Annotated in this window: 24 protein-coding genes; 10 read left to right on the forward strand and 14 right to left on the reverse strand. The window is 72.9% G+C overall.

Features of this window, described 5'->3' with window-relative positions:
* The first annotated feature begins 1 nt into the window (after position 1).
* Both ACZ3X1_RS22755 and ACZ3X1_RS22760 read left to right on the forward strand, forming a co-directional pair.
* Complete coding sequence (locus ACZ3X1_RS22755) at positions 2 to 1,192, forward strand: acyl-CoA dehydrogenase family protein (protein WP_356813392.1); 1,191 nt, start codon at positions 2 to 4, stop codon at positions 1,190 to 1,192.
* A gap of 57 nt (positions 1,193 to 1,249) precedes the next feature.
* A complete protein-coding gene (locus ACZ3X1_RS22760) occupies positions 1,250 to 1,987 on the forward strand; it encodes a VOC family protein (RefSeq protein WP_467280763.1) in 738 nt (245 codons plus the stop codon).
* 37 nt (positions 1,988 to 2,024) lie between these two features.
* Here ACZ3X1_RS22760 and ACZ3X1_RS22765 read toward each other — a convergent pair whose 3' ends face one another.
* The 3 genes from ACZ3X1_RS22765 to ACZ3X1_RS22775 all read right to left on the reverse strand — a co-directional run bounded on the left by ACZ3X1_RS22765 (position 2,025) and on the right by ACZ3X1_RS22775 (position 4,472).
* Positions 2,025 to 2,588, reverse strand: a complete 564-nt coding sequence (locus tag ACZ3X1_RS22765) for an ADP-ribosylglycohydrolase family protein (protein WP_467280764.1) — start codon at positions 2,586 to 2,588, stop codon at positions 2,025 to 2,027.
* Positions 2,589 to 2,649: 61 nt separating this feature from the next.
* Entirely contained in the window at positions 2,650 to 3,357 is a 708-nt protein-coding gene (locus tag ACZ3X1_RS22770; protein WP_467280765.1) for a scabin-related ADP-ribosyltransferase, read from the reverse strand.
* A gap of 395 nt (positions 3,358 to 3,752) precedes the next feature.
* A complete protein-coding gene (locus ACZ3X1_RS22775) occupies positions 3,753 to 4,472 on the reverse strand; it encodes an ABC transporter ATP-binding protein (protein ID WP_356813410.1) in 720 nt (239 codons plus the stop codon).
* A gap of 238 nt (positions 4,473 to 4,710) precedes the next feature.
* On the opposite strand from ACZ3X1_RS22775, the gene ACZ3X1_RS22780 reads away from it, so the two are divergent.
* The 4 genes from ACZ3X1_RS22780 to ACZ3X1_RS22795 all read left to right on the forward strand — a co-directional run bounded on the left by ACZ3X1_RS22780 (position 4,711) and on the right by ACZ3X1_RS22795 (position 13,716).
* A complete protein-coding gene (locus ACZ3X1_RS22780) occupies positions 4,711 to 8,001 on the forward strand; it encodes an FtsX-like permease family protein (protein ID WP_467280766.1) in 3,291 nt (1,096 codons plus the stop codon).
* Positions 7,998 to 10,952 carry a hypothetical protein gene (locus ACZ3X1_RS22785; RefSeq protein ID WP_467280767.1) on the forward strand — a complete coding sequence of 985 codons (2,955 nt, stop codon included), beginning with the start codon at positions 7,998 to 8,000 and terminating at the stop codon, positions 10,950 to 10,952. Before ACZ3X1_RS22780 ends, ACZ3X1_RS22785 begins: the two co-directional genes overlap by 4 nt.
* Positions 10,949 to 11,905, forward strand: coding sequence for an ABC transporter ATP-binding protein (locus ACZ3X1_RS22790; RefSeq protein ID WP_467280768.1), 957 nt, complete (start codon positions 10,949 to 10,951; stop codon positions 11,903 to 11,905). The genes ACZ3X1_RS22785 and ACZ3X1_RS22790 overlap by 4 nt, the downstream gene beginning before the upstream one ends.
* A 389-nt stretch (positions 11,906 to 12,294) precedes the next feature.
* Positions 12,295 to 13,716 (forward strand): virginiamycin B lyase family protein, encoded by a 1,422-nt coding sequence (locus ACZ3X1_RS22795; protein ID WP_467280769.1) that lies wholly within the window; start codon positions 12,295 to 12,297, stop codon positions 13,714 to 13,716.
* A gap of 57 nt (positions 13,717 to 13,773) precedes the next feature.
* Here ACZ3X1_RS22795 and ACZ3X1_RS22800 read toward each other — a convergent pair whose 3' ends face one another.
* Entirely contained in the window at positions 13,774 to 14,166 is a 393-nt protein-coding gene (locus ACZ3X1_RS22800) for a TOBE domain-containing protein (protein ID WP_467280770.1), read from the reverse strand.
* A gap of 118 nt (positions 14,167 to 14,284) precedes the next feature.
* Here ACZ3X1_RS22800 and ACZ3X1_RS22805 point away from each other — a divergent pair, with 118 nt between their 5' ends.
* On the forward strand, positions 14,285 to 14,455 hold the full coding sequence (locus ACZ3X1_RS22805; RefSeq protein WP_390079283.1) for a hypothetical protein: 171 nt from the start codon (positions 14,285 to 14,287) through the stop codon (positions 14,453 to 14,455).
* A gap of 35 nt (positions 14,456 to 14,490) precedes the next feature.
* Positions 14,491 to 14,754 (forward strand): GlsB/YeaQ/YmgE family stress response membrane protein, encoded by a 264-nt coding sequence (locus tag ACZ3X1_RS22810; protein WP_356813383.1) that lies wholly within the window; start codon positions 14,491 to 14,493, stop codon positions 14,752 to 14,754.
* A 67-nt stretch (positions 14,755 to 14,821) separates the two neighbouring features.
* On the opposite strand, the gene ACZ3X1_RS22815 is transcribed toward ACZ3X1_RS22810, so the two are convergent.
* From ACZ3X1_RS22815 to ACZ3X1_RS22850, 8 genes are read right to left on the reverse strand one after another with little or no spacing between them, the layout of a single operon-like run.
* Entirely contained in the window at positions 14,822 to 15,220 is a 399-nt protein-coding gene (locus tag ACZ3X1_RS22815; RefSeq protein ID WP_467280771.1) for a gas vesicle protein K, read from the reverse strand.
* Complete coding sequence (locus ACZ3X1_RS22820; protein ID WP_356813381.1) at positions 15,217 to 15,432, reverse strand: gas vesicle protein; 216 nt, start codon at positions 15,430 to 15,432, stop codon at positions 15,217 to 15,219. The genes ACZ3X1_RS22815 and ACZ3X1_RS22820 overlap by 4 nt, the downstream gene beginning before the upstream one ends.
* Positions 15,429 to 16,313 (reverse strand): GvpL/GvpF family gas vesicle protein, encoded by an 885-nt coding sequence (locus ACZ3X1_RS22825; RefSeq protein ID WP_467280772.1) that lies wholly within the window; start codon positions 16,311 to 16,313, stop codon positions 15,429 to 15,431. The genes ACZ3X1_RS22820 and ACZ3X1_RS22825 overlap by 4 nt, the downstream gene beginning before the upstream one ends.
* A complete protein-coding gene (locus ACZ3X1_RS22830; protein ID WP_356813379.1) occupies positions 16,310 to 16,753 on the reverse strand; it encodes a gas vesicle protein in 444 nt (147 codons plus the stop codon). Before ACZ3X1_RS22830 ends, ACZ3X1_RS22825 begins: the two co-directional genes overlap by 4 nt.
* 18 nt (positions 16,754 to 16,771) lie before the next feature.
* Complete coding sequence (locus tag ACZ3X1_RS22835; protein WP_356813378.1) at positions 16,772 to 17,023, reverse strand: gas vesicle protein GvpG; 252 nt, start codon at positions 17,021 to 17,023, stop codon at positions 16,772 to 16,774.
* Between the two features lie 17 nt (positions 17,024 to 17,040).
* Positions 17,041 to 17,751 (reverse strand): GvpL/GvpF family gas vesicle protein, encoded by a 711-nt coding sequence (locus ACZ3X1_RS22840; protein WP_390079289.1) that lies wholly within the window; start codon positions 17,749 to 17,751, stop codon positions 17,041 to 17,043.
* 11 nt (positions 17,752 to 17,762) lie between these two features.
* Positions 17,763 to 18,218, reverse strand: a complete 456-nt coding sequence (gene gvpJ, locus ACZ3X1_RS22845; RefSeq protein WP_356813376.1) for a gas vesicle protein GvpJ — start codon at positions 18,216 to 18,218, stop codon at positions 17,763 to 17,765.
* A gap of 32 nt (positions 18,219 to 18,250) precedes the next feature.
* Positions 18,251 to 18,631 carry a gas vesicle protein GvpO gene (locus tag ACZ3X1_RS22850; protein ID WP_467280773.1) on the reverse strand — a complete coding sequence of 127 codons (381 nt, stop codon included), beginning with the start codon at positions 18,629 to 18,631 and terminating at the stop codon, positions 18,251 to 18,253.
* 241 nt (positions 18,632 to 18,872) lie between these two features.
* Between ACZ3X1_RS22850 and ACZ3X1_RS22855 the strand changes: the two genes are divergently transcribed.
* On the forward strand, positions 18,873 to 20,138 hold the full coding sequence (locus ACZ3X1_RS22855; protein ID WP_467280774.1) for a histone protein: 1,266 nt from the start codon (positions 18,873 to 18,875) through the stop codon (positions 20,136 to 20,138).
* Positions 20,139 to 20,141: 3 nt separating this feature from the next.
* On the forward strand, positions 20,142 to 21,269 hold the full coding sequence (locus ACZ3X1_RS22860; protein ID WP_467280775.1) for an SRPBCC family protein: 1,128 nt from the start codon (positions 20,142 to 20,144) through the stop codon (positions 21,267 to 21,269).
* A 72-nt stretch (positions 21,270 to 21,341) separates the two neighbouring features.
* On the opposite strand, the gene ACZ3X1_RS22865 is transcribed toward ACZ3X1_RS22860, so the two are convergent.
* The gene (locus tag ACZ3X1_RS22865; RefSeq protein ID WP_356813372.1) at positions 21,342 to 21,515 is read right to left on the reverse strand and encodes a CsbD family protein; all 174 of its coding nucleotides are present in this window, start codon (positions 21,513 to 21,515) and stop codon (positions 21,342 to 21,344) included.
* 135 nt (positions 21,516 to 21,650) lie between these two features.
* Entirely contained in the window at positions 21,651 to 22,934 is a 1,284-nt protein-coding gene (locus ACZ3X1_RS22870; RefSeq protein ID WP_467280941.1) for a geranylgeranyl reductase family protein, read from the reverse strand.
* Between the last annotated feature and the right edge of the window lie 6 nt (positions 22,935 to 22,940).

The raw sequence follows: 22,940 nt of genomic DNA on the forward strand, positions 1-22,940 counted from the left end.
CGTGCACCTCGAATACACGCCTGAGCAGCAGCAGTTGCGCACCGAGCTGCGCGCCTACTTCGCCGAGCTGGTCCCCGAGGACGTCTACGCCCGCTACGAGGACCCGGCCGCCCAGAAGCGGTTCTACCGCGAGACCATCCGCAGGCTCGGCGCCGACGGCTGGCTCGGCGTCGGCTGGCCGAAGGAGTACGGCGGCCGCGGGATGACCCCGATGGACCAGTTCATCTTCTTCGACGAGGCGGCGCAGGCGGTCGTACCGCTTCCCCTGATGGCGCTCAACACCGTCGGGCCGACCATCATGCAGTTCGGCACCGACGAGCAGAAGGCCTACTTCCTGCCCGGGATCCTCTCCGGGGAGATCGACTTCGCCATCGGCTACAGCGAGCCCGACGCCGGCACCGACCTCGCCGCACTCAAGTGCAAGGCGGTCCGCGAGGGCGACGAGGAGACCGGCACCTACGTCGTCAACGGGCAGAAGATCTGGACCACCAACGGCGACACCGCCGACTGGGTCTGGCTCGCCGTGCGCACCGACCCGGACGCCCCCGCGCACAAGGGCATCACCATGCTCCTCGTCCCGACCTCGGATCCCGGCTACTCCTGCACCCTCATCAACACCCTGGCCTCCCACGACACGACGGCCAGCTACTACGAGGACATCCGCGTCCCCGCCGCACGCCGCGTCGGCCAGGAGAACAAGGGCTGGCGCCTGATCACCAACCAGCTCAACCACGAGCGGGTCACCCTGGCCGCGCACGGCACGATGGCCATCCGCGCCCTCCACGACGTCCAGCGCTGGGCCGCGTCGACGAAACTCGCCGACGGCCGCCGGGTCGTCGACCTGTCCTGGGTCCGGGGCAGGCTCGCCCGCACCCACGTCCGCCTCGACGCGATGAAGCTGCTCAACTGGCAGATGGTCAACGCGGTCGAGGCCGGCACCCTCACCCCGCAGGACGCCTCCGCGGTCAAGGTGTACGGCTCCGAGGCGCGCCGCGACGCGTACGCCTGGCTGATGGAGATCGTCGGCGCGGCCGGCCCCCTCAAGGACGGCTCCGCCGGCGCCGTCCTGCACGGTGAACTCGAACGCGGCTACCGCAGCGCGGTCATCTTCACCTTCGGCGGCGGCAACAACGAGATCCAGCGCGAGATCATCTCCTGGACAGGCCTGGGCATGCCCCGCGTCCGCCGCTGATCCTTGCGGGCGGGATGCCGGACCTGGGCGCGGACGCGACGACCTAGGATCTGCGGCATGGCTACGAGACTCGTGCAGATCAACATGAAGGCCCGGGACGACTCCGCGCTCGGACGGTTCTGGGCGGAGGCGCTCGGCTGGGGTGTCGACAGCGAGGGACCCGGCGTGACCAACCTCGAACCCGTGGGCTTCTCCTACCCCGACCCCGTGGCCGTCTGCATCGACATCATCGCCCGCCCGGAACCCAAGACGGTGAAGAACCGGGTGCACCTCGATCTGGCCACCACCTCGACCGCCCATCAGGCGGAGTTGGTGGCGCGCCTGAAGGACCTCGGCGCCAGCCTCGCCGACGTGGGCCAGGGCGATGTCCCCTGGACAGTCATGGCCGACCCGGAGGGCAACGAGTTCTGCGTCCTGGAACCCCGTCCGATCTACCGGGACACCGGGCCGATCGCCGCGGTGGTGGTCGACTGCGCCGACCCGCGGGGGATGGCCCGGTTCTGGGGCCGGGCGATGGACTGGACGGTGCACGCGGCCACCGACGACCAGGCGTCCATGCGGTCCGCCCAGGGCGTCGGCCCCTACCTGGAGTTCATCCGCACCCCCGACACCAAGAGCGTGTGGAACCGCGTCCACCTCGACATCCGCCCCTACCCCGGGGACGACCTCGCAGTGGAAGGGGCCCGACTGCGCGCCCTGGGTGCCACCGACCCCGGTATCGACCAGTCGGAAATCTCCTGGACGATTCTGGCCGATCCGGAAGGCAACGAGTTCTGCCTCCTCACCCCTGCCTGATTGCCGGGGACGGCGGCCCGTGAGCCGCTGCCCCGGCTCAGCCGAGCGGGGGCAGCGGCTCACGGGCCGCGTGCCAGGCGGGCGGGAGGGCCGTGACGCCCGTCCGGGCGGCGATCACCCCGCCCGCGATGGCGCAGGTGGTGTCGATGTCGCCGCGTCCGTCGACGGTGGACCACAGGCCCTCGTGCAGGTCGTCGAGGTGTCCCGCCGCGCACCAGAGGGCGTAGGGGACGGTGTCGGGCCCGGACATCCGGTAGCCGGAGCCCAGGACCTCCGCGGCGTGCCGGACCGAGGCGCGGGCCGGCATCCGGGCCGCGACCCGCACCCCCGACCGCACGTCGCTGTCGGGAAGGCGTGCGGCGATCGCCCGGAGGAAGTCCGGGCGGTCGGGCGCGGGCGCGCCGCGGCTGCGGGTGGCCAGGGCGGCGGCGACCGCCACCGCACCGGCCACCGCCTCCGCGTGGTGGTGCGAGACCGCGCTCTGCGCGGCTGCCTGCTCGGCGACGGCGTCGAGGTCGGCGGCGTGCCAGGCGCCGAGCGGGGCGACCCGCATGGCCGCGCCGTTGCCCCAGGAGCCCTGGCCGCCGAACTGCCCGGCCACCACCTCCCGCCAGGGCTCTCCCGCGATTCCGGCGGGGCCGTGATCCCGCCGTCGGTTTCGTTCAGTGTGCGAGAGCGGCGGCCGGGACGGTCCGGTAGGGGGCGAAGTCGGCGTTGTCCTTGCAGCCGAGCTGCTCCCAGGTCTTGTCGTTGGTGACCGGGTCGGTGCCCGTCAGCCGGTACTTGCACGCGCCCTTGATGAAGTTGCCCTGCACGCCGCCGGGGAAGTCGATCTCCTTGTTCCACAGGTACGGCGACTGGTAGTTGTTCACGCGGGCCGTCGCGTTGACGTCGATGCCGCCGGGCGCGTAGATCTCGTACACCCAGCCGGTCTTCTCCGCGCCGTAGGTCGCGAACCGCTTGGCCACCGACTGGTCGCAGCTGGTGCTGAGGTGGGCGCTGAGCTGCCCGCCTCCCTTGACGATGTACTCGGCGAGGGGGATGAGCTGGTCGCCGCGAGGGGTGAAGCCGCTCCGGAAGATCTCCTCGACGTTCTCCCTCGTGTCGCCGCGCCACAGCGTGTTGACGTCCTCGCGCCACTGCCAGCGCTCGCTGGAGGCGGTGGCGGCGACCGTGGGGGCGATGTGCGGGGCGGTCGTGGTGCGCCACCAGTCGGCGGCCCGGTACTCGACGACCGGCCCACAGGGGGCGGTCGTGTCGTCCGCCGCCGCCGCCGGCGCCGCAGTGGCGGTCGGGGTGACGGCGACGGAGAGGAGGAAGGTGGCGGCAAGGACCCGCAGAGCGGCCTTCAGCATGATATGGCGACCCATCAGTCGAGGCGTGGGGGAGAAGAGAGCACCCCGTTTATAGGGGTGCCGCCCGACTGCCGGGCCGCGAGCCGCAGGACGGGCCACCCGTGCGGAGGGATCAGTCGTACTGGGAAAAGGATTCACCGGACGGGGGCCGGAGGCCGGGGCGGGGTGCCCTTCGGGGCCGCCGGTTCGGGTCCCTGACCTCCGGCAGCGGCTGCCCGGGCCGGCCGGCCGGCCCGCCGCGCCGCCGCCGCAGGGGGCGCGCTGCATGACCAGGCGTTCGGCGTGCTGCGCTCCGACTGGAAGTTCAGCCAGGAGCGGGGCGAGGGATGGGACGGCCCGGCCGCTGCTTCCGGCCGGTCGCGGCGTCAAGGGCGCGGTCGCAGCGTCCAGGGCGCGGTCGGCGCGGCCGGTTACGCCTCCGCGGCGGTCGTGGCGGCCTCGACGATGCGGCCGTCGCGCAGTTCCACGACCCGGTCGGCGAGTTCGATCAGGTTGGGGTCGTGGGTGGCGACGAGGATGGTGACCGACTCGCTGCGCACCACCGCGCGCAGCAGCTCCATGATCGACCGGCCGGTCTCCGAGTCGAGCTGGCCCGTCGGCTCGTCCGCGATGATCAGGTCGGGGTCGTTGGCCAGGGCGCGGGCCACCGCCACGCGCTGCTGCTGGCCGCCGGAGAGCTCGCCGGGGCGCTGCTCGGCGTGGTCCGCGAGGCCGACCAGGGCGAGCAGCGTCCGGGCGCGCTCCTCCCGCTCCCTGGCGGGGACACGGCGCAGCCGCATCGGTACGCCGACGTTCTCGGCGGCGGTGAGGACGGGTATCAGGCCGAAGGACTGGAAGACGAAGCCGATGCGGTCGCGGCGCAGGGCGAGCAGGTCCGGCTCGTCCAAGGTCGCCAGGTCGGTGCCGTCGACGCTGATCCTGCCGCTCGTCGGGGTGTCGAGGCCGCCGACGAGGTTCAGCAGGGTGGTCTTGCCGGAGCCGGACCGGCCCTTGAGGGCGGTCAGTTCGCCCCGGCGGACCTCGAAGGAGACGCCGCGCAGGGCGTGGACGGCCTGCGCCCCGCTGCCGAAGCTGTGGCGCACGTCGTCCACGGCCACGATCGGTGTGCCGTCGGCCTGCCGCGCCACCATGGTCGTAGCGGTGGCCGTTTCCTGGTGGTCCGTCATCGCCTGTGCCCCCCGTTGGGTCGTCCGTGCGGAGCGTCCGGCTCCGTATCTCGCGGCCCGCTCACGCTGCCGCTGCAGCTTTCTGATCGCATTTGCGCATCTGTCGCACCAATCACGCAAGCCCCTTCCGTACGTGGCTCGAATCTGACAGCATCGTCCGCTATCCGGTACCCGGGGTCCGGATGGGGGAGGAACTCAACACGTGCTCGGCTTCGTCGTGCGCCGGCTGCGCGGGCGTTGGCCGCTCGCCCTCGCCGTGCTGCTCACCGTACTGATCAGCGCGACCGCTCTGACCGCCCTGACGGCATTCACCCGTGGCGTGGGCGAGGAGGGGCTACGGCGCGCCCTGACGGGTCCGGAACAGCCCCGGACCACCGTCGTGATCACCAGCGGACATCCCGCCACCGAACGCGCCAAGGACGACGAGTCCGTCCGGGCCTTCACGGACCAGGTCTTCGGGCGGCTTCCCGTAGCCGCCGAGAGCGTGGCCCGCAGCCGCTCGTACGGACTCCCCGGCGCCGCCGCCTCGGGCCAGGACGCCGACCTGACCCTGCTCGCCGCCCTCGGCCGGGACCACGTACAGCTGATCGCCGGCCAGTGGCCCGGGCCGGTGGCCGCCGCCACCCCCGCCCCCGGGACCGGCGCCGCCGCATCGGCGCCGACACAGGTCGCCGTGCCGCGCGCCGCGCTCGCCCGGCTCGGCCTCGCCGAGTCCGCACTGCCGGCCCCGGTCCGGCTCGACGACCGGTTCGGCGGACCCCGGCTGACCGTACTCGTCACCGGCGTGTACCGCGCAGCCGATCCGGACGCCGCCTACTGGCGGCTCGACCCGCTCGGCGGCCGCGAGGTCCAGTCCAGCACCCTGGCCACCTACGGTCCGCTGCTCGTGGACGACAGCGCCTTCACGACCGGCGCCCTCCTGCAGAACTACCGCCTCACCCTCCTCACCCCGGACCTGCGCACGATCCGCGCGGCCGAGGCCGAAACCCTCCGCGCCGCGACCGACCCGGCCGCGGCCGACCTCGAACACACCACCTCCCTGCGGGCGGCCACCGATCTGCCGAAGGTCCTCACCGAGCTGGACTCCGGCACGCGCGTCGCCCGCTCGACCCTGATGACGGGCGCGCTCCAGCTCATCGTCCTGTCGACCGCCGCACTGCTCCTCGTCTCCTACATCGTGACGGCCCGCCAGGAGCCGGAGCGCGTCCTGCTCACCGCGCGCGGCGCCTCACGCAGGCGCCTCGGCGCCCTGAGCGCGGCCGAGTCCCTGCTGCTGGCCCTGCCCGCCGCCGTCCTGGCGCCCCTGCTGACACCGCCCCTGCTGCGCCTTTTCAGCCGGTTCGGACCGCTCGAACGGGTCCACCTGCAGATCCCGGACACCTTGCTGGTCTGGCCCGTCGCGGCCGGCTGCGCCCTGGCCTGCGTCCTGCTGACGACCCTGCCCTCCGTCCTGCGCGGTGCCTCCGCCGCCGTGCTGCGCCGTGTGGGCGGCCGGCAGGCCGTGGTGGCCGGCGCCGCCCGCTCGGGCCTGGACCTGGCCGTGGTGGCCCTCGCCGTCCTCGGCTACCAGCAGCTGTCGCAGTACGGCGGTACCGACGCCCCGCCGCCCGCCAACGGCTCCGGCGGCGGACTCGGCGTGGACCCCGTCCTGGTCGCCGCCCCCGCCCTCGCCCTGTGCGGAGGCACACTGCTCGTCCTGCGCCTGCTGCCGTTCGCGGCGCGCGCCGGGGGACGGCTGGCCGCACGCGGCCGGAGCCTGGCCCCGGCCCTGTTCGGCTGGCAGCTCGCCCGACGCCCCGGGCGGGCCACCGGGCCGGTGCTGCTCCTCGTACTCGCCGTCTCCAGCGGGATCCTGGCCCTCGGCCAGGACTCCGCCTGGTCCGCCTCCCAGCGCGACCAGGCCGACTTCGCGACCGCCGGCGGCCTGCGGATCTCCGCGAGCAACATGACCGCGATGGGCCAGGGCGGACGCTACGGGGCGCTGCCGGGCGGCGACCGCCTCAACCCGGTGGCCCGCCGGGAGCAGCAACTGCCCGGCGGGGCCGTCGCCGACGTCCTCGCGCTGGACGCCGTCAAAGCGGGCGACCAGGTACCGCTCCGCGCCGACCTGCGCGGCGGCCGCGACATGCGTGAACTGTTCACCCCGCTCGCCGACACCGGTGCACAGGCTCCCGGTGTCGCCCTGCCCGGCAACCCCCGCCGGATCGACCTCGACGTGACGGTACGGTCCACCGGCACGGGCTGGGCCGCCGTGAGCGTGCTGCTGCGCGACCGGTTCGGGTCGGTCCACGGCACGCAGTCCGTGACCCTGCCCGCGGGCGGCGACGCCACCCTCGCCTTTCCGTTGGACACCTTGACCGGTGCCCCGGTCGGGTCGGCCGCGACGCCGCTGACCCTGGCGGGCATACGTCTCTCGTACGCCGGGGACGGCAGCCCCCCGGGCGACGGCAGCGAGCTGGCCCTGCGCCGGATCGGCGCCTCCGACACCGTGGACGGCGCCGCGGCGGCGGTCCCCGTACCCGCCCCCACCGGCCCGGGCGGCTGGCGCCCCTCGCCCTCCGGGGAGCAGCGCATCCTGCGGGCTCCCGAAGCGTCCCCGGCCCCGGCCGGCTCCACGGACCTGACGCGGCTGCACTACTGGGGCGGGTTCGGCACCGAGCGGGGTGTCACCACCGTGCTGTTCCCGGCGCCCGCCGCTCCGGCCGCCGCCGCGGTCCCGGCGGTCGCCACGACCGGCTACCTCCGCAGCGTGGGCGCCTTGGTCGGAGACACGGTCCCGGTCCCGGTCGACGGAGCGACCGTCCCCATGCGGATCACCGCCGCCGTGGACTCCCTCCCCGTCGCCGGACGTACGGCGATCGCCGCCGACCTGCGCGCACTCGGCCGCTTCCTCGTGGAGTCCTCCGGTCGGCAGCCTCCCGCGCCCACCGAGTGGTGGCTGCCCGCCACCTCGGCCGCCGACCCGGTCCCGGCCCGCGCGGCCGCCGAACTGCGCGCGGGCGCCAGGACCGAGCGCGTCCAACTCCGCGAGGAGATCACCGACCGCCTGCTGGACGACCCGCTGAGCGCCGGCCCGCAGAGCGCGCTGGCCGCCCTCGCCGCCGCCTGCGCGGTCCTGGCCGCCATCGGCTTCGCGACCTCCACGGCCGCCGAACGAAGGGTTCGGGGACGGGAGTTCTCCGTCCTGCTCGCGCTCGGCACACCACGCCGGTCCCTGGCCCTGGCGGCCGCCGCCGAGGGCGGGGTGCTGATCGTCATCGGCACCGCCGTCGGAACCGGTCTCGGCCTCGCCCTCGTCCATCTGATGGCGCCGCTGGTCGTGCTGACCCCCTCGGCCGGCCGGCCGTTCCCGCCCGTACAGGTGGACATGTCCTCCTGGCAGATCCTGCTGACGGCCGCCGCCATCGCTGCCGTTCCCCTGCTGTCGGCCGTCTTCGGCGGCCCCCGGGGCCGCGACATCGCCGCCCGGCTGCGCCCCGTGGAGGAGATGTGACCACCCCGCCGCCGACCACCCCGCGGCCGCCGATCACCCCGTCGCCGACCACTCCGCGGCCGCCGACCACCCCTCGCCCGCCCGCCGCCCCGAAGTCCGGGCCGCGGCCCGCGCCGTGGGTGCGGACCCGGCTGCGCGCGGCTCCGCTCGGCACCCTGCTGGCCGCCGCGCTGGCGTTCGTCGCCGTCCTGCTCGCCGCCGCACTGCCGCGTGCCCAGGACCGGGGTGCCGACCAGGCCCTGCGGTCCTTCCTGGAGCACAGCGGGTCGACCCGCACCAGCCTTCAGGTGACCGCGCCGGCACCGGCGTCCGGGCAGAGTGCCCAGGCCCTGGACCGGACGCTGGAGAGCCTCCTCGCCCGTACCGGGAACACCTTCCACGTCGATGCCGACACGGTCGTCCACGGCACGCGGACCAACAAGCGCCAGCCGCTGCTGAATCCGGAACTGTCCCGCCCGCACCGCCTCCCGCCCGAGATGTCCCTGCTGTACGTCCGGCAGGCGCAGGACCACGTAAGGCTGGTGGAGGGGCGCTGGCCGAGCGACGCCCCCCGGAGCGCCGGAGCAGCCGCGTACGAACCGCCCCTCCAGGTCGTCCTGTCGCGGGAGGCCGCCGCCACCATCGGCGCCCGCGTGGGCTCCGTCCTCAAGAGCGCGCCCCTGATCGACGGCACGCCGTCCGTGGAAGTTGTGGGCCTTTTCTCCGTCCCGGACGAGACCGACGGCTTCTGGGTGAACCTGGACTGCCTCCCGCGCGCCTGCAAGAAGGCCGTCGGGGAGAGCTACCTGTGGGAGGCCGACGCCTTCATCGGGGCCGGCGACCTCGACCGGATGGACCTGTGGGGCCACGACGCCCATGACTTCTGGCGCCTGCCGGTGGAGGTCGGCCGGCTGCGGGCCGACCGGCTCGACGCCACGAAGGAGGAGATCGCCTCCTACGTGGCCGGCCCCACCGCCGCCGCCATCGCCTTCGAGACCCGCCGCGAGCGGATACGGACCACCTCGTGGCTGCCCGAACTGTTCGAGCAGGCCCACGACCGCAGACAGGCGGCAGTGCCCCTCGCGCTGATCGGACCCGCCGGGGTCGGCGGGGTCGCCTTCGTCGTCCTCTGCCTCGCCGGCGCGCTCGCCGCGGACCGGCGGGACGCCGAGCTGCGGCTGCTGCTGGCCCGTGGCGGCTCCCGCTCCGCCATCGTCGGCCGGCTCCTCGGGGAAGGCGCCGTCACGGTCCTCCCGGCCGCCGCGGCCGCCACCGCGCTCGCCGTACTCCTGCTGCCCACACCACGGTCGGCCCCCGCGCTCATCTCGGCTGCGACGGTCGCGCTGCTCGCGCTGCTGGCCTTCCCCGTACGGGCGGCCGTGCTGCTGACCCCGCGCCGCCCCGCCGGGCGCCGGTGGCGGCCCGTGGCCGAGCTGCTCGTACTCGCCGTCACGGCCGCCGCCGTGCTGGAGGTCCGCCGCCGCGGGGTCGCCCCGGCCGGCAGCGACCCGGACCCGCTGCTCATCGCGTCCCCGCTGCTGCTCGCACTGTGCGGGGCACTGCTGCTGGCCCGGGTCCAGCCGGTGGTGACCGGATGGTTCGCCCGGGCGGCCGCCCGCCGGTCCGGACTGGTCGGCTTCCTCGGACTGGCCCGGGCCGCGCGCGGTTGCGGGGTCCGGGGCGCCGGCCGCTCCGGCCGCTCCGGCCCCTCCGTCCTGCCGGTGGCCGCCCTGCTCCTCGCCATCACCACCGGGGGGTTCGGAGCCGCCGTCCTGCAGTCCGTGGACTCCAACCGGCTCGGTGTCGCCCGGCTGACCGTCGGGGGCGACGCGGCGATCTCCGCCTTCGGCAAGGCGGAGCTCCCGGAGGGCCTCGCGAAGGCCGCGGGCGAACTGCCGGGCGTACGGACGTCCGTGCCGCTGTGGATCGACCACGACTCCGCACTCGTCGGCACCGTTCAGCGCTCCAGCCAGGTCAACCTGATCGTCGTCGAGCCGGGAGCGTACGCGGAACTGTCCCGCGTCCTCGGCTGCGGACCCTTCGACCCCGCCCTGCTCGCCACGGCCGCCGGCGAGCCCGCGGACGCCCCGGTGCCCGCGCTGTTCAGCTCCGGCCTGGCGCGGCTGGGCGGCTCGGGCCCCTTCACGCTCCAGCCCGGCAACGGCGGTGAAGTGCGGGTCCGGGGCGCCGCCGTGATCGACTGCACCCCGGCTGTTCCGGCCGCCGACGCCGCGACGCTCGTCCTGCCCGCGAGCCGCGCGGCGGCCCTCATCGGCGGCGCCGACCGGCCGAACCGGTGGTTCGGCCTCGGGTCCGTGGACGGCGACCGACTGCGCGCGCTGGTCCGCTCCGCTCTCCCGGCGGCGTCCGCTTCCCCGCCGGCGCCGGCGCCGGCGCCGGCGTCGTCCCCTTCGCCCGCGGCCCCCGCGCCGGCCGGAGACCAGGAGCCGGCCCCGGCTCCGGGGACGCAGCCGGCCGACGAGGTGTATCCCGTGCGCACCAGCGCCGACGCCGTCGCCGAGCTGGGCTCCGATCCGCTGCAGCGGTCCGCGGAACGCCTCTTCTGGGCCTCCGTGGCCGGAGCGGCCGGCTTCGCGCTGCTGGCCGTACTGCTGACGCTCATGCGCAGCGTCCCCGAACGCGCGGCGCTGCTGGCCCGGCTGCGCACGATGGGTCTGCGCCGCAGGCAGGGCGTCGCGCTGATCCTCGCCGAGACACTGCCGCAGACCTTGGCGGCGGCGTTGGGCGGGGCCCTGGTCGCGGCCGCCGCGGTGGTGCTGCTGGGTCCGGCGATGGACCTGTCCACCCTGGTCGGCGCGAGCGTGCCGAACGGCGTACGGCTCACCGCGGGCCCCGTACTGACCCAGGCCCTGGGCCTGGCCGCCCTGATCGCCGCGGCCGTGCTCGTCGAGGCGGCGACCTCCGGACGACGGCAGATCACCACCGAGTTGAGAGCGGGAGACCAGCGTTGAACAGCGACCAGCCGACGTACGAGGAGCTGCGCCGCCGGGCGACGGCCGCCGCGGAGCCCCGCACCCGGGCGGCGGACGCCGCGATCGCCTGCGACCGCCTCGTCCGGATCTTCAGCACGGACGGCATCGAGGTGCAGGCCCTCCAAGGGCTGGAGCTGACGGTCGAGCAGGGCGACCTGGTGGCCCTCGTGGGTGCCTCGGGCAGCGGGAAGTCCACCCTCCTGAACATCCTGGCGGGACTGGACGTCCCGACGGCGGGCAGCGCAGCGGTCGCCGGCTACGACCTGCTGGAACTGACGGCGCGGGACCGGCTGCGCTACCGGCGCGACGCGGTCGGGTTCGTCTTCCAGCAGACGGCCCGCAACCTGCTGCCGTTCCTGACGGCCGCCCAGAACGTGGCCCTGCCCATGCAGTTGCGCGGTGGCGGCTCGCGTCGCGGCGCGGGCGCACGCCGCTCTGCCCGGGTGGCGGAGATCCTGGACGCCCTCGGGATCGGCGACCTGGCTCACCGGCACCCGGCGGAGCTGTCGGGCGGGCAGCAGCAGCGGGTCGCGATCGCGGTGGCGATGGCCAACGACCCCAAGGTGCTGCTGGCCGACGAACCCACCGGCGAGCTCGACTCGGAGACGGCCGCGGCCGTCTTCGAGGCCTTCCGCACGGTCAACGAGGAACTCGGCGTGACGGTGGTCATCGTGACGCACGACCCCATGGTGGCGGGCGAGGTCCGCCGCACGGTCGCGATCCGCGACGGCCGCACCAGCAGCGAGGTCCTGCGCCGCCTGGTCACCGACGAGCACGGCGAGGAATCGATCAGCGAACGCGAGTACGTCGTCCTCGACCGCTCGGGACGCGTGCAGCTGCCTGCGAAGTTCCTGGAGGCCCTGGGCATGGAGCACCGCGTGGCGGTCGACCTGGCACCGGACCACATCGAACTCCGCCCCGACCGCGTATAGGGGGTGTGCGGCAGGAGCACTCCCATGGGTGTCAGCCCCTTGGCCCACAGCGGCCTGACACCCCGTCACCCGGCACCCCAAGGGCTGTCCCGTAATCCCCGGCGGACGCACGACGACAGCCACGGCACCTCGCCGCGTGGTCGGAAACGCCCGGATACGCCCAGTATCAGGACGCTCTCCGCCTTGCGATGCACCGCGTCTGACGCCGCGCGCTGATCCACCGGGGATTGCGGGACAGCCCTTAGGCTGCAGTGCGCGTATGCCTCCGGCGTGCCGGAGCGCGCCGCTGTCGCGACCTCACGCGCCGCCCGACAGTGCCCGGACCCGTCGGCGAGGTCTCGCCCCATGACGGGCCCGCCCCCGAACCCCGGCCGAAAGGTCTGCCGCCGATGACCCCCCGCACCCTGGGCGGGCCCCCGCCCGCCACGGCCCGACGCCGCCGCGCCCGCTGGGCCCTCCTGCTGGCCGCCGCGTGCCTCCTCGGGCCGGCCGGTACGCCCGCGACGTCGGCCGCCGCCCCGCCCCCGGTACCCGCTCCCGTCGGTGCCGAGGCCGGGGAGCTCACCGAGTACCCCCTTCCCACACCCGGGAGCGCTCCGAGCGGCATCACCACGGGATCGGACGGCAACCTCTGGTTCAGCGAGAACGGCACGAGGAAGATCGGCCGGATCACCCCCGCCGGGACACTGGCCGAGTTCCGGCTGCCCGGCGCCACCGGCGACGCACTCGGAATCACCGCGGGACCCGACGGCCATCTGTGGTTCACGGACGTCAGCGGCCGCATCGGGAAGATCACCACGGCCGGCGCCGTCACCGAGTACGACCTGCCGGGCCCGGGCGGGCGCCAGCCGTTCGCCATCACGACCGGCCCGGACGGCAACCTGTGGTTCACCGAGGATCCCGGCGACCGGATCGGGAAGATCACCACCGCGGGTGTCGTCACCGAGTACGACCTGCCCCACCCGGACAGCGGCCCGGAGAGCATCGTGACCGGGCCCGACGGCAACCTGTGGTTCACCGAGATCCTCGGCAACCGGATCGGGCGGATCACCACCGGCGGAGTCGTCACCGAGTACGACCTGCCGCACCCCGACAGCGGACCGGACGTCATCACCGCCGGTCCCGACGGCGCGTTGTGGTTCACGGAGCTCTTCGGCAACCGGATCGGGAAGATCACCACCGACGGGACGGTCACCGAGTACGACGTGCCCGTCGCGGACAGCGCCCCGGACGGGATCGCCGCCGGGCCCGACGGGAACCTGTGGTTCACCGAGCAGGTCGGAAACGGCATCGGCCGGATCACGCCCGCGGGGGACTTCGCGCACTACCCCCTGCCCGGCGCGGCCGCCTTCCCGACCCGTATCACCGCCGGACCGGACGGCGGCATGTGGTTCACCGAGATCGCCGGCGACCGGGTCGGACGCATCGAGGTCGGCGCAGGCCGGCCCAGGGCCGACCTGGCGGTCCGTCTGAGCGCGCCGGCCACCGTACGGGAGGGGGAGCAGTACACCTACACCGTGACGGTGACCAACGACGGGCCGTTCAGTGCGGCGGACGCTGTGGTCACCCTGAACCTGCCGCGCGGCGCGCAGGTCATGGGCACGGCTCCCGCCGCCGACGGCGGCGGCTCCGACCGGGTGAGCCGGCGGATCGAGGCTCTGGGGGCCGGACAGCTGCGGGTCTTCCACGTCACGGTGCGGGTCGCCCAGCGGCCCGTCGTCATCGCCACCGCCGGGGTCCACTCCCGTACGCCGGACCGGAAACGGAACAACAACACCGACAGGGCCGTGACCCGGGTGGCGCGCCGCTGACCGCCTGGCAACCGGACCGTGAGCACACTGACCTCCCGACCCCGCTGCGGCCGGAGGTCAGTCGACGTCGATGTGGACGCTGGTGGACTTGACGCGGGCCACGGCCCGCACGCCGACGGCGAGTCCGAGCTCCTCGACCGCCTCGCGCGTCAGCAGGGAGACCACCCGGTGGGGCCCCGCCTGGATCTCGACCTGGGCGGCGACCTCGCCGAGCGTCACCGCGGTCACGATCCCGGGCAGCGCGTTGCGGGCGGACGTCGTGCTCTCGCCGTCGTCCTCGGCGGGCTCCCGGGCGAGTTCCACGCAAAAGGCGGCCAGGTCCCCGCCCTCCACCATCCGCCTCGTGCCGTCCCGCCGGGTCGGGAAGCGCCCGGCATCGGCCCAGCGGCGGGCGGTGTCCGTGCTGACACGGAGGAGGTGGGCGGCCTCGCCGATGGTGTAGAGCTGCACCCCGCAACTCTATGCCGCCGCCCGCCCGGCGGCGGCCCGGCCTGAATACCACGCTAATTTGTTTTGGAGTCAAATGCAGGGATATATGCGTAATGGTTGGACTGTGAAGGGGAGCGACATGGGCGTGGGTGAGAAGGCGAAAGCCGAGATGGAACAGGTTGCTGGTAAGGCTGTGCGAAAAGCAGCTCATGCGATGGGCAAGGAAACCCTGGCCGCCAAGGGGGCGGCTCTGGAAGCCCGGGGCAAGGCGCGGCGTGTCAAGGAGAAGGGAAAGGACGCGGTGCGCTGATCGGCAGTGGAAGGTTCTGAAAGCGAGAAGGAAGCATGGGCATACTTGCTTGGATCCTGCTCGGTCTGCTCGCGGGCATCTTCGCGAAGATGCTGATGCCCGGTAAGGACCCGGGCGGCATCATCATCACCATACTGATCGGCATCGCGGGTGCTCTGCTCGGCGGATGGCTGGGCAAGGTGATCTTCGGCGTGGACTCCGTCGACGGCTTCTTCGAGCTTTCGACCTGGATCGCCGCCATCGTCGGCTCCCTCGTCCTCCTGATCATCTTCCGATTGTTCCGTCGCGCGGCGCGATAGCCGAACATCGAGGAACGAAGCGGCTTTCCCTCCCCTGCGAGGGCGAAGCCGCTTTCCTCGTTCAGGCTCAGGGCGGAAGGAGGGGCCCCAGCGGCCCCAGGTCGAGATTGAGGTCCTCCAGCGCGTAACCGTGCTCCGCGCACAGCTCGGTCATGCGGTCGTGGAGGGCGAGGAGCGTGGCACCCAGTTCCTCCTCCTGCTCGTCGGTGAGATCGCCCGCGTCGACGCGGCGCAGGGCCTGGCGTTCGATGAGTTGGCGCAGGAGCTCCACGAGCGTGAGGACGAGTTTCAAAAGGTCCTCGCCGACGGTGTCGGGGTCGGTGTGCAGGCGGCGAGCCGGCCGTGGCGGGTCGCTTCCGGGCGCGGTGGGGGGTGCTTGGAGGAGGCGGAAGGCGTTCGCCATCGTGTCGCCGACGGCGCTGAGGTCCGGTGAGGGGGGCCGCCGGGCGGGGCCGTCACCGTTCACGGCCGTTCGCCGCCGGTGTGGGAAGGCGGGTCGGGGCCACCGGCCACCGAGGTGATGAGGGCGCGCAGCGAGATCCGTACCAGGTCGATGTCCGCGATGGACAGGACGACGTCCCCGGTGATCACGACGCCGCCGGCCAGGAGGCGGTCGAGGAGGTCGACGAGGGCGACCTGCCGGCCAGGCAGGGATGCGTCACGCGGGGTGATCGTCATGTCGGTCCACCGGGGGTGTGGATGGCGTTGTTGGTGTTGGTGCCGGTGCCCGGGGTCGGGGGGGCCGGCATGGCGAACGAGTAGGGGGCCCAGGGGCCGGTGACGTCGACACGTACGCCGGGCAGGTCCTCACCCGCCTGCTGAACGGCCCTGCGAAAGGCTTCGACCTGGTCGTCGGGAACGAGGTACGCGTCGTTGAGGACGTTCTCGCCGTCCTCGCCGGCTCCGCCGCGGGTCAGGGGGCCCGACTGGGTCGGGTGCCGCACCGCGTGGGTCGCGTGCGCGGCCGCGGCGGCGGCGATGCGTTCCGCCGCCGCCGCGGCCTGCTCGTAGCGGTCCTCACGGGCGTGGTGCTGCCTCTTGCGGGCCTGGAGGTACGCCTTGCCGGGACTGCTGGGGGCGGGCGTGGCGGCCGCGGTCGCCGAGTCGGGCTCGCCGGCGCCGTCGGCGCCGGGGCGTACGTAGACCTTGACGCCGTACTCGGCCTGGTGGGCCAGGAGGGCCAGGCGGTCGGCGAAAGCGGGCCGCTGCTCGCGCAGCGCCGCCAGGGCCCGCTCCTGGTCCTGGTAGAGCGTCGCCATCCGCAGGGGCAGGACGGTGGCCCGGTCGCTGAGGGCCTGGATGACATGGTGGTGGGCCCGGGCCGTGCTCTCCAGCCAGTCGAGGTCCTCGAAGTGCGCCCGGAGCACCTCTTCGCGCCAATCGGCGTGGGGGACCTGGCTGGTGACGAACGCGGGCGCCGCCGGACCGGCGTCGCCGGGGGGCGGCAGGAGGGACAGCGCGGCATCGGCCACACCCCGCAAGGAGGCCACGATGCGGTCGAGTTCCGGCGTGGGTGCGGCCACGGCGTACACGTAGGTGAGGGTCGGCTCCTGGTTCATGGGGCGCGCCTGTTCCTCGTCGGGGCCCTGCGCGCCGGGCGGTCCTCTTCCCCCGCGAGGTCGCCCTCCGCGCTCTCCGGGGCGGGCTCTGCGGTACCCAGGCGTTCGCGCCGCAGTGCCTCCACCTCGGCCCGCAGGCGGCGGTTCTCCTCCGCCAGCGGGTCGCCGCTGTGGCGGGAGGAGAGGGACGGGTCGTACTCCCACCAGTCGATGCCCATCTCCTTGGCCTTGTCCACCGAGGCGATCAGTATCCGCAGCTTGATGGTCAGCAACTCGATGTCGAGGAGGTTGATGCGGATGTCGCCCGCGATGACGATGCCCTTGTCCAGGACGCGTTCGAGGATGTCGGCCAGGCTCGCGGAAGAAGAGCTGGGGGGATAGGACATCGGCGTCGCGCGGGACGGCAAGGGGCCCAGCCGGTTGGCGAGCGGGTCAGTCACGGTCCCCGACCTCCCCGGTCACGGCAGACCCTGCTGCCGGTATTTAGTGATCTCGTCGAGCCGGTCGAGGAGTTCGTCCTCCATGACCTCGAAGGTGTCGGGGTCGATCTCACCCCGCTGGAGCCGGCCCTCGAGGTCGGCGAGCGCCGCCCAGACGGGGGCGGGATCGTAGTACTCCTCGGTCGCCTTGTCGGCGACGCGCTGTGCCACCCACACCACGGCGCGCATGGGCGCCAGCGGTGAGGTCAGCAGTCCGGTCAGCAGCCCCATGGCTCCTCCTGAGCGCCCTAGACAAAGCTGTACGGCGGCAGCGGTCCGCCGAAGCGGAAGTCGACGCCTTCGACCTGCTCGGCGAGGCCGGCCTCGGCGTCGAGGAACTCGTCCTTCTGGTCGCTGTGGACCAGGAGCGAGAGGTTGAGCACGTCGCCGTCGACGGGGGCGCGGACGGCATGCTCGCGCGCGAATCCGACCAGGGCCTGGACGAGGCCGGCGGCGAGCGTCTCCTGCCGGCCGCGCACCTCCGTGGCGACGAGTTCTCCCAGCTGGAGGGGGAGCCGGGGGTCGGTGTCGCCTCCCCGGATCCGGTCGTTGAGCTTCCGCGCTTCCGGGAACTCGTCGAGGATCTCGCGCAGGAGTGCCTCCTCGTCCTGCGACGCCTTGATGTTGTACTCGGCGCAGCCTTCGACCCGCTCCAAGGATTCGAGGTAGGACTCCGTGCGTTGCAGGAGGGCCTCCCGGACCGTCTGCTCGTCGGGGGCGATGTACCCGAACTGCAGGGGCAGGACCGCGCCGTCCGCCATAAGGCTCGTCTGGACCTCCTGGTGGGCGGTCAGGTCGCGGCGCTTGGGACGGATCTCCTCGTCCACGTCACTGACGACCGCGGACAGCTGTTCCGTGGTGACGGCGCGGAGCGCCCCGGGCTGCGCCCCTACGCCGGTCAGCCCGTCCAGACGGCAAGGGTGCTCGGCCCCGATGATCGCATACACATACAGAGCCATCGCGTTCTCCCTCACTCCTTCTCACGGCGGACCGGGCGGCGTGCGGGCCGGCGGCGCCGCGGGGCCTCTTCCTCCTCGGGCTCCTCCTCCCGCTCGTCCTCCGTCCCGGACTTGCCGGTCAGGGACTGCGTCACGGCGTCCACCGCCCCGCTGAGCGCGCCCTTGGACTTGCCCTGCGCGCCGCTCTCGACCATGCCGCCGACGACGTCCGTCAGCTGGGCGGGCGCCTTGCGGCCCGCTTCGAGGTCGAGCCGGTTGCAGGCCTCGGCGAAGCGCAGGTAGGTGTCGACGCTGGCCACGACGATCCTCGCGTCGATCTTCAGGATCTCGATCCCGACCAGGGAGACACGGACGAAGACGTCGATGACCAGCCCGCGGTCAAGGATCAGTTCCAGGACGTCGTAGAGGCTGGTGCCGCCGCCCCCGCCTCTGCTGACGCTGCTTCCACCTTGCGGCATCACTGTCATGGCCGCTTCCCTTCACCGGTGGCCGGTGACCCTCACGCCGGCCGGTCGATCATTCCCCTGCTGTACCGCCGCGTCCTCTCGTAGGAGATGAGTTCCCCTTCTTCGTCCATCGTGACCTTGTAGCTGGCCAGGACGCTGGTCGTGTCGGGGATGCGTTCCAGCTCCACGACCTCGACCTGGGCCTCCCAGCCATCCTCCGTGGGCTTCAGGGCCGACACCGACTCGGGTGGACGCCCGAGCAGCTCCGAAAGCTGCCGGGCCGCCAGGCGCATCGCGGCGGCCGCCCCCGGAGTGCCACGGCGCGCGACCGGCTTGCGGGGCGGGGCCTTGCGGCCGGGCCTGCTCGTCTCTGCGCCGTCGTCACCGCCGTCCGACGGAGAGCGCCGGCGGCGCGCGGGCTCTGCTGGGGCCATGGCCCACTCCCCTCGCGAACTGCCCCTAGGGCTGCCCGCTGGCATGAAGATCAAACGCCTGAGATCAGAACAAAAACCAGATTTTCACATCATACGAGGCATATCTGGCATCAGCGGGGCAGCCACTTAGTAACCGAGCGATCAGCGCGTCCCGTCACCCCGGCGTGCATCCGCGGCAGCGGGAGCACGTGGAGTGCAAAGGCGGTGGCCACCGGGCGCACGTGGTGAAGGGAAAGGGCTCATGGACGACACGACCAAGATCGCCCTGGGGGCCGCCATTGTCGGTGGCTATGTGCTGGGGCGGGCTAAAAAGGGTCGCATGGCCCTCAGCCTGGCGACGTTCGTCGCCGGCCGCCGCCTCGGCCTGGACCCCCGGGAGCTTGCGACACAAGGCCTGAAGAAGCTGAGTGAGATGCCTCAGGTCTCCGAGCTCGGCGAGCAGATCCGGGGCGAGGCGCTGGACGCCGGCCGCAAGGCGCTGACGGCCGCTGCCAACCGTCAGCTGTCCCAGCTCGCCGACTCGCTCCACCAGCGGACGCTCGCCGTCGGCCGCCGTGACGAGGAAGACGCCGACGAGGAAGACGCGGACGAGGAGGAATACGAGGACGAGGGTGGGGAGCCGGACGCGGCCTACGAGGAGGAGCCCTACCAGGAGCCCGAAGGCGAGGAGGAAGAGCAGGAACCGGAGGACGAGGAGTACGAGTACGAGGACGAGCAGGACGAGGAAGAGCCTGGGGAAGAGGCCGAGGAGGAGCCCGAGGAGGAACCCGAGGAGGAGCCCGCCCCCCGTCGGCGGTCGGCCCGCCGCCGCTCGGCGTCGGCCCGGAAGCCGGAGGCGCCGGAGGACGAAGAGGAGCCCGACGAGGAGCCCGAGGAGGAGGCTGAGCAGGAGCCCGAGGAAGAGCCCGAGGAAGAGCCCGAGGAGGAGCCCGAGGAGGAGCCCGAGGAGGAGCCTGAGGAGGAGCCCGACGAGGAGCCCGAGGAAGAGGAGGAGGACGAGGAAGAGCCCGCGGCACGCCGACGTCCGGCCCGCCGTCGCCCCACCTCCGGCCGTACGGCCAAGGCGGAACAGCGCAGCGCACCCGCGGGCAGGAGCGGACCCGGGAAGGCCGCTCCGGCGAAGAAGTCAGCTCCCGCCAAGAAGGCGGCTCCGGCGAAGAAGTCGGCTCCCGCAAAGAAGTCCGCTCCGGCGAAGAAGTCAGCTCCGGCCAAGAAGTCGGCTCCGGCGAAGAAGGCCGCCCCCGCCAAGAAGGCCGCTCCGGCGAAGAAGTCCGCTCCGGCGCAGAAGGCGACCACCAAGAAGTCGGCGAGCGGACGCTCAGCGCCCAAGGCACCGGCCAAGAAGGCGGCGGCGAAGAAGTCAGCGAGCAGACCCGCCGCGAAGAAGGCCCCCGCCAAGAAGAGCGCGGCGAAGAAGCCCCCCGGCCGCCAGGCCGCGTCCAAGAGTGCCGCCAAGACCACCGCGGCCAAGAAAACGGCCCGCCGCAAGCCGACGGCGCGGAGGTGAACCATGGCAACCACACAGCAGGGCTCCAAGAACGGCTCCAAGGACGGCCAGTCCGGTTTCGACAAGCTGCTCGGTGAACTCGGCAACTACGTCTCCGCCCAGGCCGAAGGCCTGGCGGACAAGGCCGTGGACAAGGTGGGAGACCTTACCGACCGCCTCTCCGACGTCGCGGAGAACGGAGGCTCCCTCGCCGGCATCGGAGGCAGACTCCTCCAAGGGGACTCACCGGCGAAAGCCGTGCTCGGGCAGACGTTCAGCGGGCTGAAGGACAAGATCAGCGACACGGCCGGCAGCCTCTTCGGAGGCAAGGGCAAGGGCAAGGGCAAGGGGCGCAAGGGCGGCACCAAGGCGATGCACATCATGGAGACCTTGGATGTGGGACTGCCGTTGCGCACCGTCTACGACCACTGGACCCAGTACGAGAACTTCAGCGGTTTCACCAAGGGTGTGCGCAGCGTCTCGAAGAACGACGACACGACCTCGGACTGGAAGGTCAAGGTCGGGCCCTCCACACGCAGCTGGAAGGCCACGGTCCAGGAACAAGTGCCGGACGACAGGATCGTCTGGTCCTCGGAGGGCGCCAAAGGAACCACGCGCGGCTGCGTGAGTTTCCATGAGCTGGCCCCGTCGCTCACCCGGATCGTCCTCGTCGTCGAGTACTACCCCGCCGGCTTCTTCGAGAAGACGGGAAACATCTGGCGTGCCCAGGGCCGGCGCATGCGGCTCGACCTGAAGAACTTCAACCGCTTCGTCAGCCTCTCCAACGATGAGCCGGAGGGCTGGCGCGGAGAGATCCGGGACGGCGAGGTCGTCGTCACGCACGAAGACGCCCTGGAAGAGGAAGAGGCCGCGGCCGAGGAAGAGGGCGAAGAGAGCGAAGAGGGTGCCGCCGAGGAGGACGCCTACCCCGAGGGCGAGGAGGAAGCCGACCAGGACGAGGACGAGGGCGAATACGCGGACGAGGAAGAGTACGAGGGCGAAGAGGACGAGGAAGGGGCCGAGCCGGCCGATGACGGCAGCGATGAATACGAGGACGAGGACGAGGAGGACGAGGACCAGGAGGACGAGGACCAGGACGAGGAAGAGGGTGAAGAGGAGGAAGCTCCGCCCCGGCGGTCACGCCGGCGCTGACGGGCGCGGGCGTGACGGACACGCGGGGGCCGGCGGCTCAGCCGCCGGCCCCCGCGTGAGCGTGATCGTCAGTCAGTGCTTGAGAGCGTCCTTCGCCTTCTGAGCGGCCTGCTTCGCATCACCTGCGGCCTGCTCGGCACGGCCCTTCGTCTCCAGGCTCTCGTTGCCGACGGCCTTGCCGGTGACCTCCTTCGCCTTTCCCTTGACGGACTTGCCGACGTTCTTGGCCTTCTTGCCTGCGGCCATCCTCGACACCTCCAAAACCTGCACGAAAAGCACGGGTGAGTCGTACCCCGCCACCCCAGCGGGTGCCCGTTCCGACAGCGCGTACACCCGTTTCGGCTCCGCCGAAGCCGAATGGTCCGAGGCCCAGCGGCGGCGTCATCGCCGCGGAGTCGGCACGAGGCGCAGGAGCGTGTGCAGGACGGCGTCGACGGTGTCGCGGCCCGGTTCGGCGCTCACGTCGGTGAGCAGGCGGGCCAGGGTGCGCACGAGCACGGGCGAGGCCATGACGCGAGGGTGGAGGAGCGCCCGGAAACCGTAGCGGGAGAAGACGAGATCACTGGCGAGGTTGCCCAGCCGGTAGTAGCGCCCCCAGCGGCGCCGGATCTCCGCGGGGTACTGCTCCAGCGCGTGCTCGCGCCGCGGCCCGGGCGGCCTGGCCAGGGCCAGGGCGATGGTCTGCGCCGCGACCTCCGCGGCTTCCATGGCCTGGCCGATGCCCTCACCGCTCCACGGACTGACCATGCCCGCGCTGTCGCCGACCAGCAGCAGACCCCGCCGGTACTGAGGCCGGCGGTTCAATCCCATCGGCAGGGGCGCGCTGCGCAGGGGCGATTCGGCGCTCTCCTCCCGCACGCCCCAGCCCGGCGGGAGGCGGGGGAGCCAGTGCTCCATGGCGGCTCGAAGGTCCACGGGCCGGCTGCGCCGCTGCGGCAGGCCGCCGAGACCGATGTTGACGCGCCCGTCACCGAGAGGGAACACCCAGCCGTACCCGGGGAGGTCCAGCCCCGTGTGCGGACAGCGCAGATCCGCCCAGAGTTCGAGGTAGGGGTCGTGGGTACGGGCTTCGCTGCGGTAGTAGCGGCGGGCCGCCGCGGCGACCGGGCGGCCCGCGTCGCGAGCCAGGCCGAGGGCCACCGCGATCCGTGCGGAGGCGCCGTCGGCGGCGACGACCAGTGGCGCCCGGTAGCTGACCGGTTGCTTGTCCGGACCGTGCGTGGCGGTCACCCCGGTGATGCGCCCGGAGCGGTCGGTCAGGGGGGCCGTCACCTTCACGTGGGTCCGCAGGCGGGCTCCGGCGGCCCGGGCGTGAGCGGCGAGGAGATCGTCGAAGTCGTGGCGGCTGCGGGTCAGCCCGAAATCGGGGAGGCTGCCCAGCCGCGGCCAGTCCAGCTCCACCTGATTGCCCTCGCACACCCACCGCATGCCCTTGTTGCGCATCCAGCCGGGAGCGCTGACGTCGATGCCGAGCCGTACGAGCTGGTGAACGGCCCGCGGTGTCAGGCCGTCGCCGCAGACCTTCTCCCGCGGGAAGCCGCTCTTCTCCAGCAGCAGCACGTCCAGGCCCGCTCGGGCCAGGTTCACCGCCGCGGCGGAACCGGCCGGTCCGGCGCCCACCACGATGACTTGCGCCTCTTCGTCCCCTCCGCCCCCCGGCTCCAGGGAACG

This window comes from Streptomyces sp. NPDC023541 (assembly GCF_055559995.1).

Coding starts and splice junctions, on each gene's coding strand:
- ACZ3X1_RS22825 (WP_467280772.1), bottom strand. CDS start 16,313: ATGAACCAGGAGCCGACCCTCACCTACGTGTACGCCGTGGCCGCACCC.
- ACZ3X1_RS22795 (WP_467280769.1), top strand. CDS start 12,295: ATGACCCCCCGCACCCTGGGCGGGCCCCCGCCCGCCACGGCCCGACGC.
- ACZ3X1_RS22840 (WP_390079289.1), bottom strand. CDS start 17,751: ATGGCTCTGTATGTGTATGCGATCATCGGGGCCGAGCACCCTTGCCGT.
- ACZ3X1_RS22850 (WP_467280773.1), bottom strand. CDS start 18,631: ATGGCCCCAGCAGAGCCCGCGCGCCGCCGGCGCTCTCCGTCGGACGGC.
- ACZ3X1_RS22760 (WP_467280763.1), top strand. CDS start 1,250: ATGGCTACGAGACTCGTGCAGATCAACATGAAGGCCCGGGACGACTCC.
- ACZ3X1_RS22775 (WP_356813410.1), bottom strand. CDS start 4,472: ATGGTGGCGCGGCAGGCCGACGGCACACCGATCGTGGCCGTGGACGAC.
- ACZ3X1_RS22770 (WP_467280765.1), bottom strand. CDS start 3,357: ATGGGTCGCCATATCATGCTGAAGGCCGCTCTGCGGGTCCTTGCCGCC.
- ACZ3X1_RS22810 (WP_356813383.1), top strand. CDS start 14,491: ATGGGCATACTTGCTTGGATCCTGCTCGGTCTGCTCGCGGGCATCTTC.
- ACZ3X1_RS22855 (WP_467280774.1), top strand. CDS start 18,873: ATGGACGACACGACCAAGATCGCCCTGGGGGCCGCCATTGTCGGTGGC.
- ACZ3X1_RS22865 (WP_356813372.1), bottom strand. CDS start 21,515: ATGGCCGCAGGCAAGAAGGCCAAGAACGTCGGCAAGTCCGTCAAGGGA.
- gvpJ (WP_356813376.1), bottom strand. CDS start 18,218: ATGACAGTGATGCCGCAAGGTGGAAGCAGCGTCAGCAGAGGCGGGGGC.
- ACZ3X1_RS22820 (WP_356813381.1), bottom strand. CDS start 15,432: ATGACGATCACCCCGCGTGACGCATCCCTGCCTGGCCGGCAGGTCGCC.
- ACZ3X1_RS22860 (WP_467280775.1), top strand. CDS start 20,142: ATGGCAACCACACAGCAGGGCTCCAAGAACGGCTCCAAGGACGGCCAG.
- ACZ3X1_RS22835 (WP_356813378.1), bottom strand. CDS start 17,023: ATGGGGCTGCTGACCGGACTGCTGACCTCACCGCTGGCGCCCATGCGC.
- ACZ3X1_RS22805 (WP_390079283.1), top strand. CDS start 14,285: ATGGGCGTGGGTGAGAAGGCGAAAGCCGAGATGGAACAGGTTGCTGGT.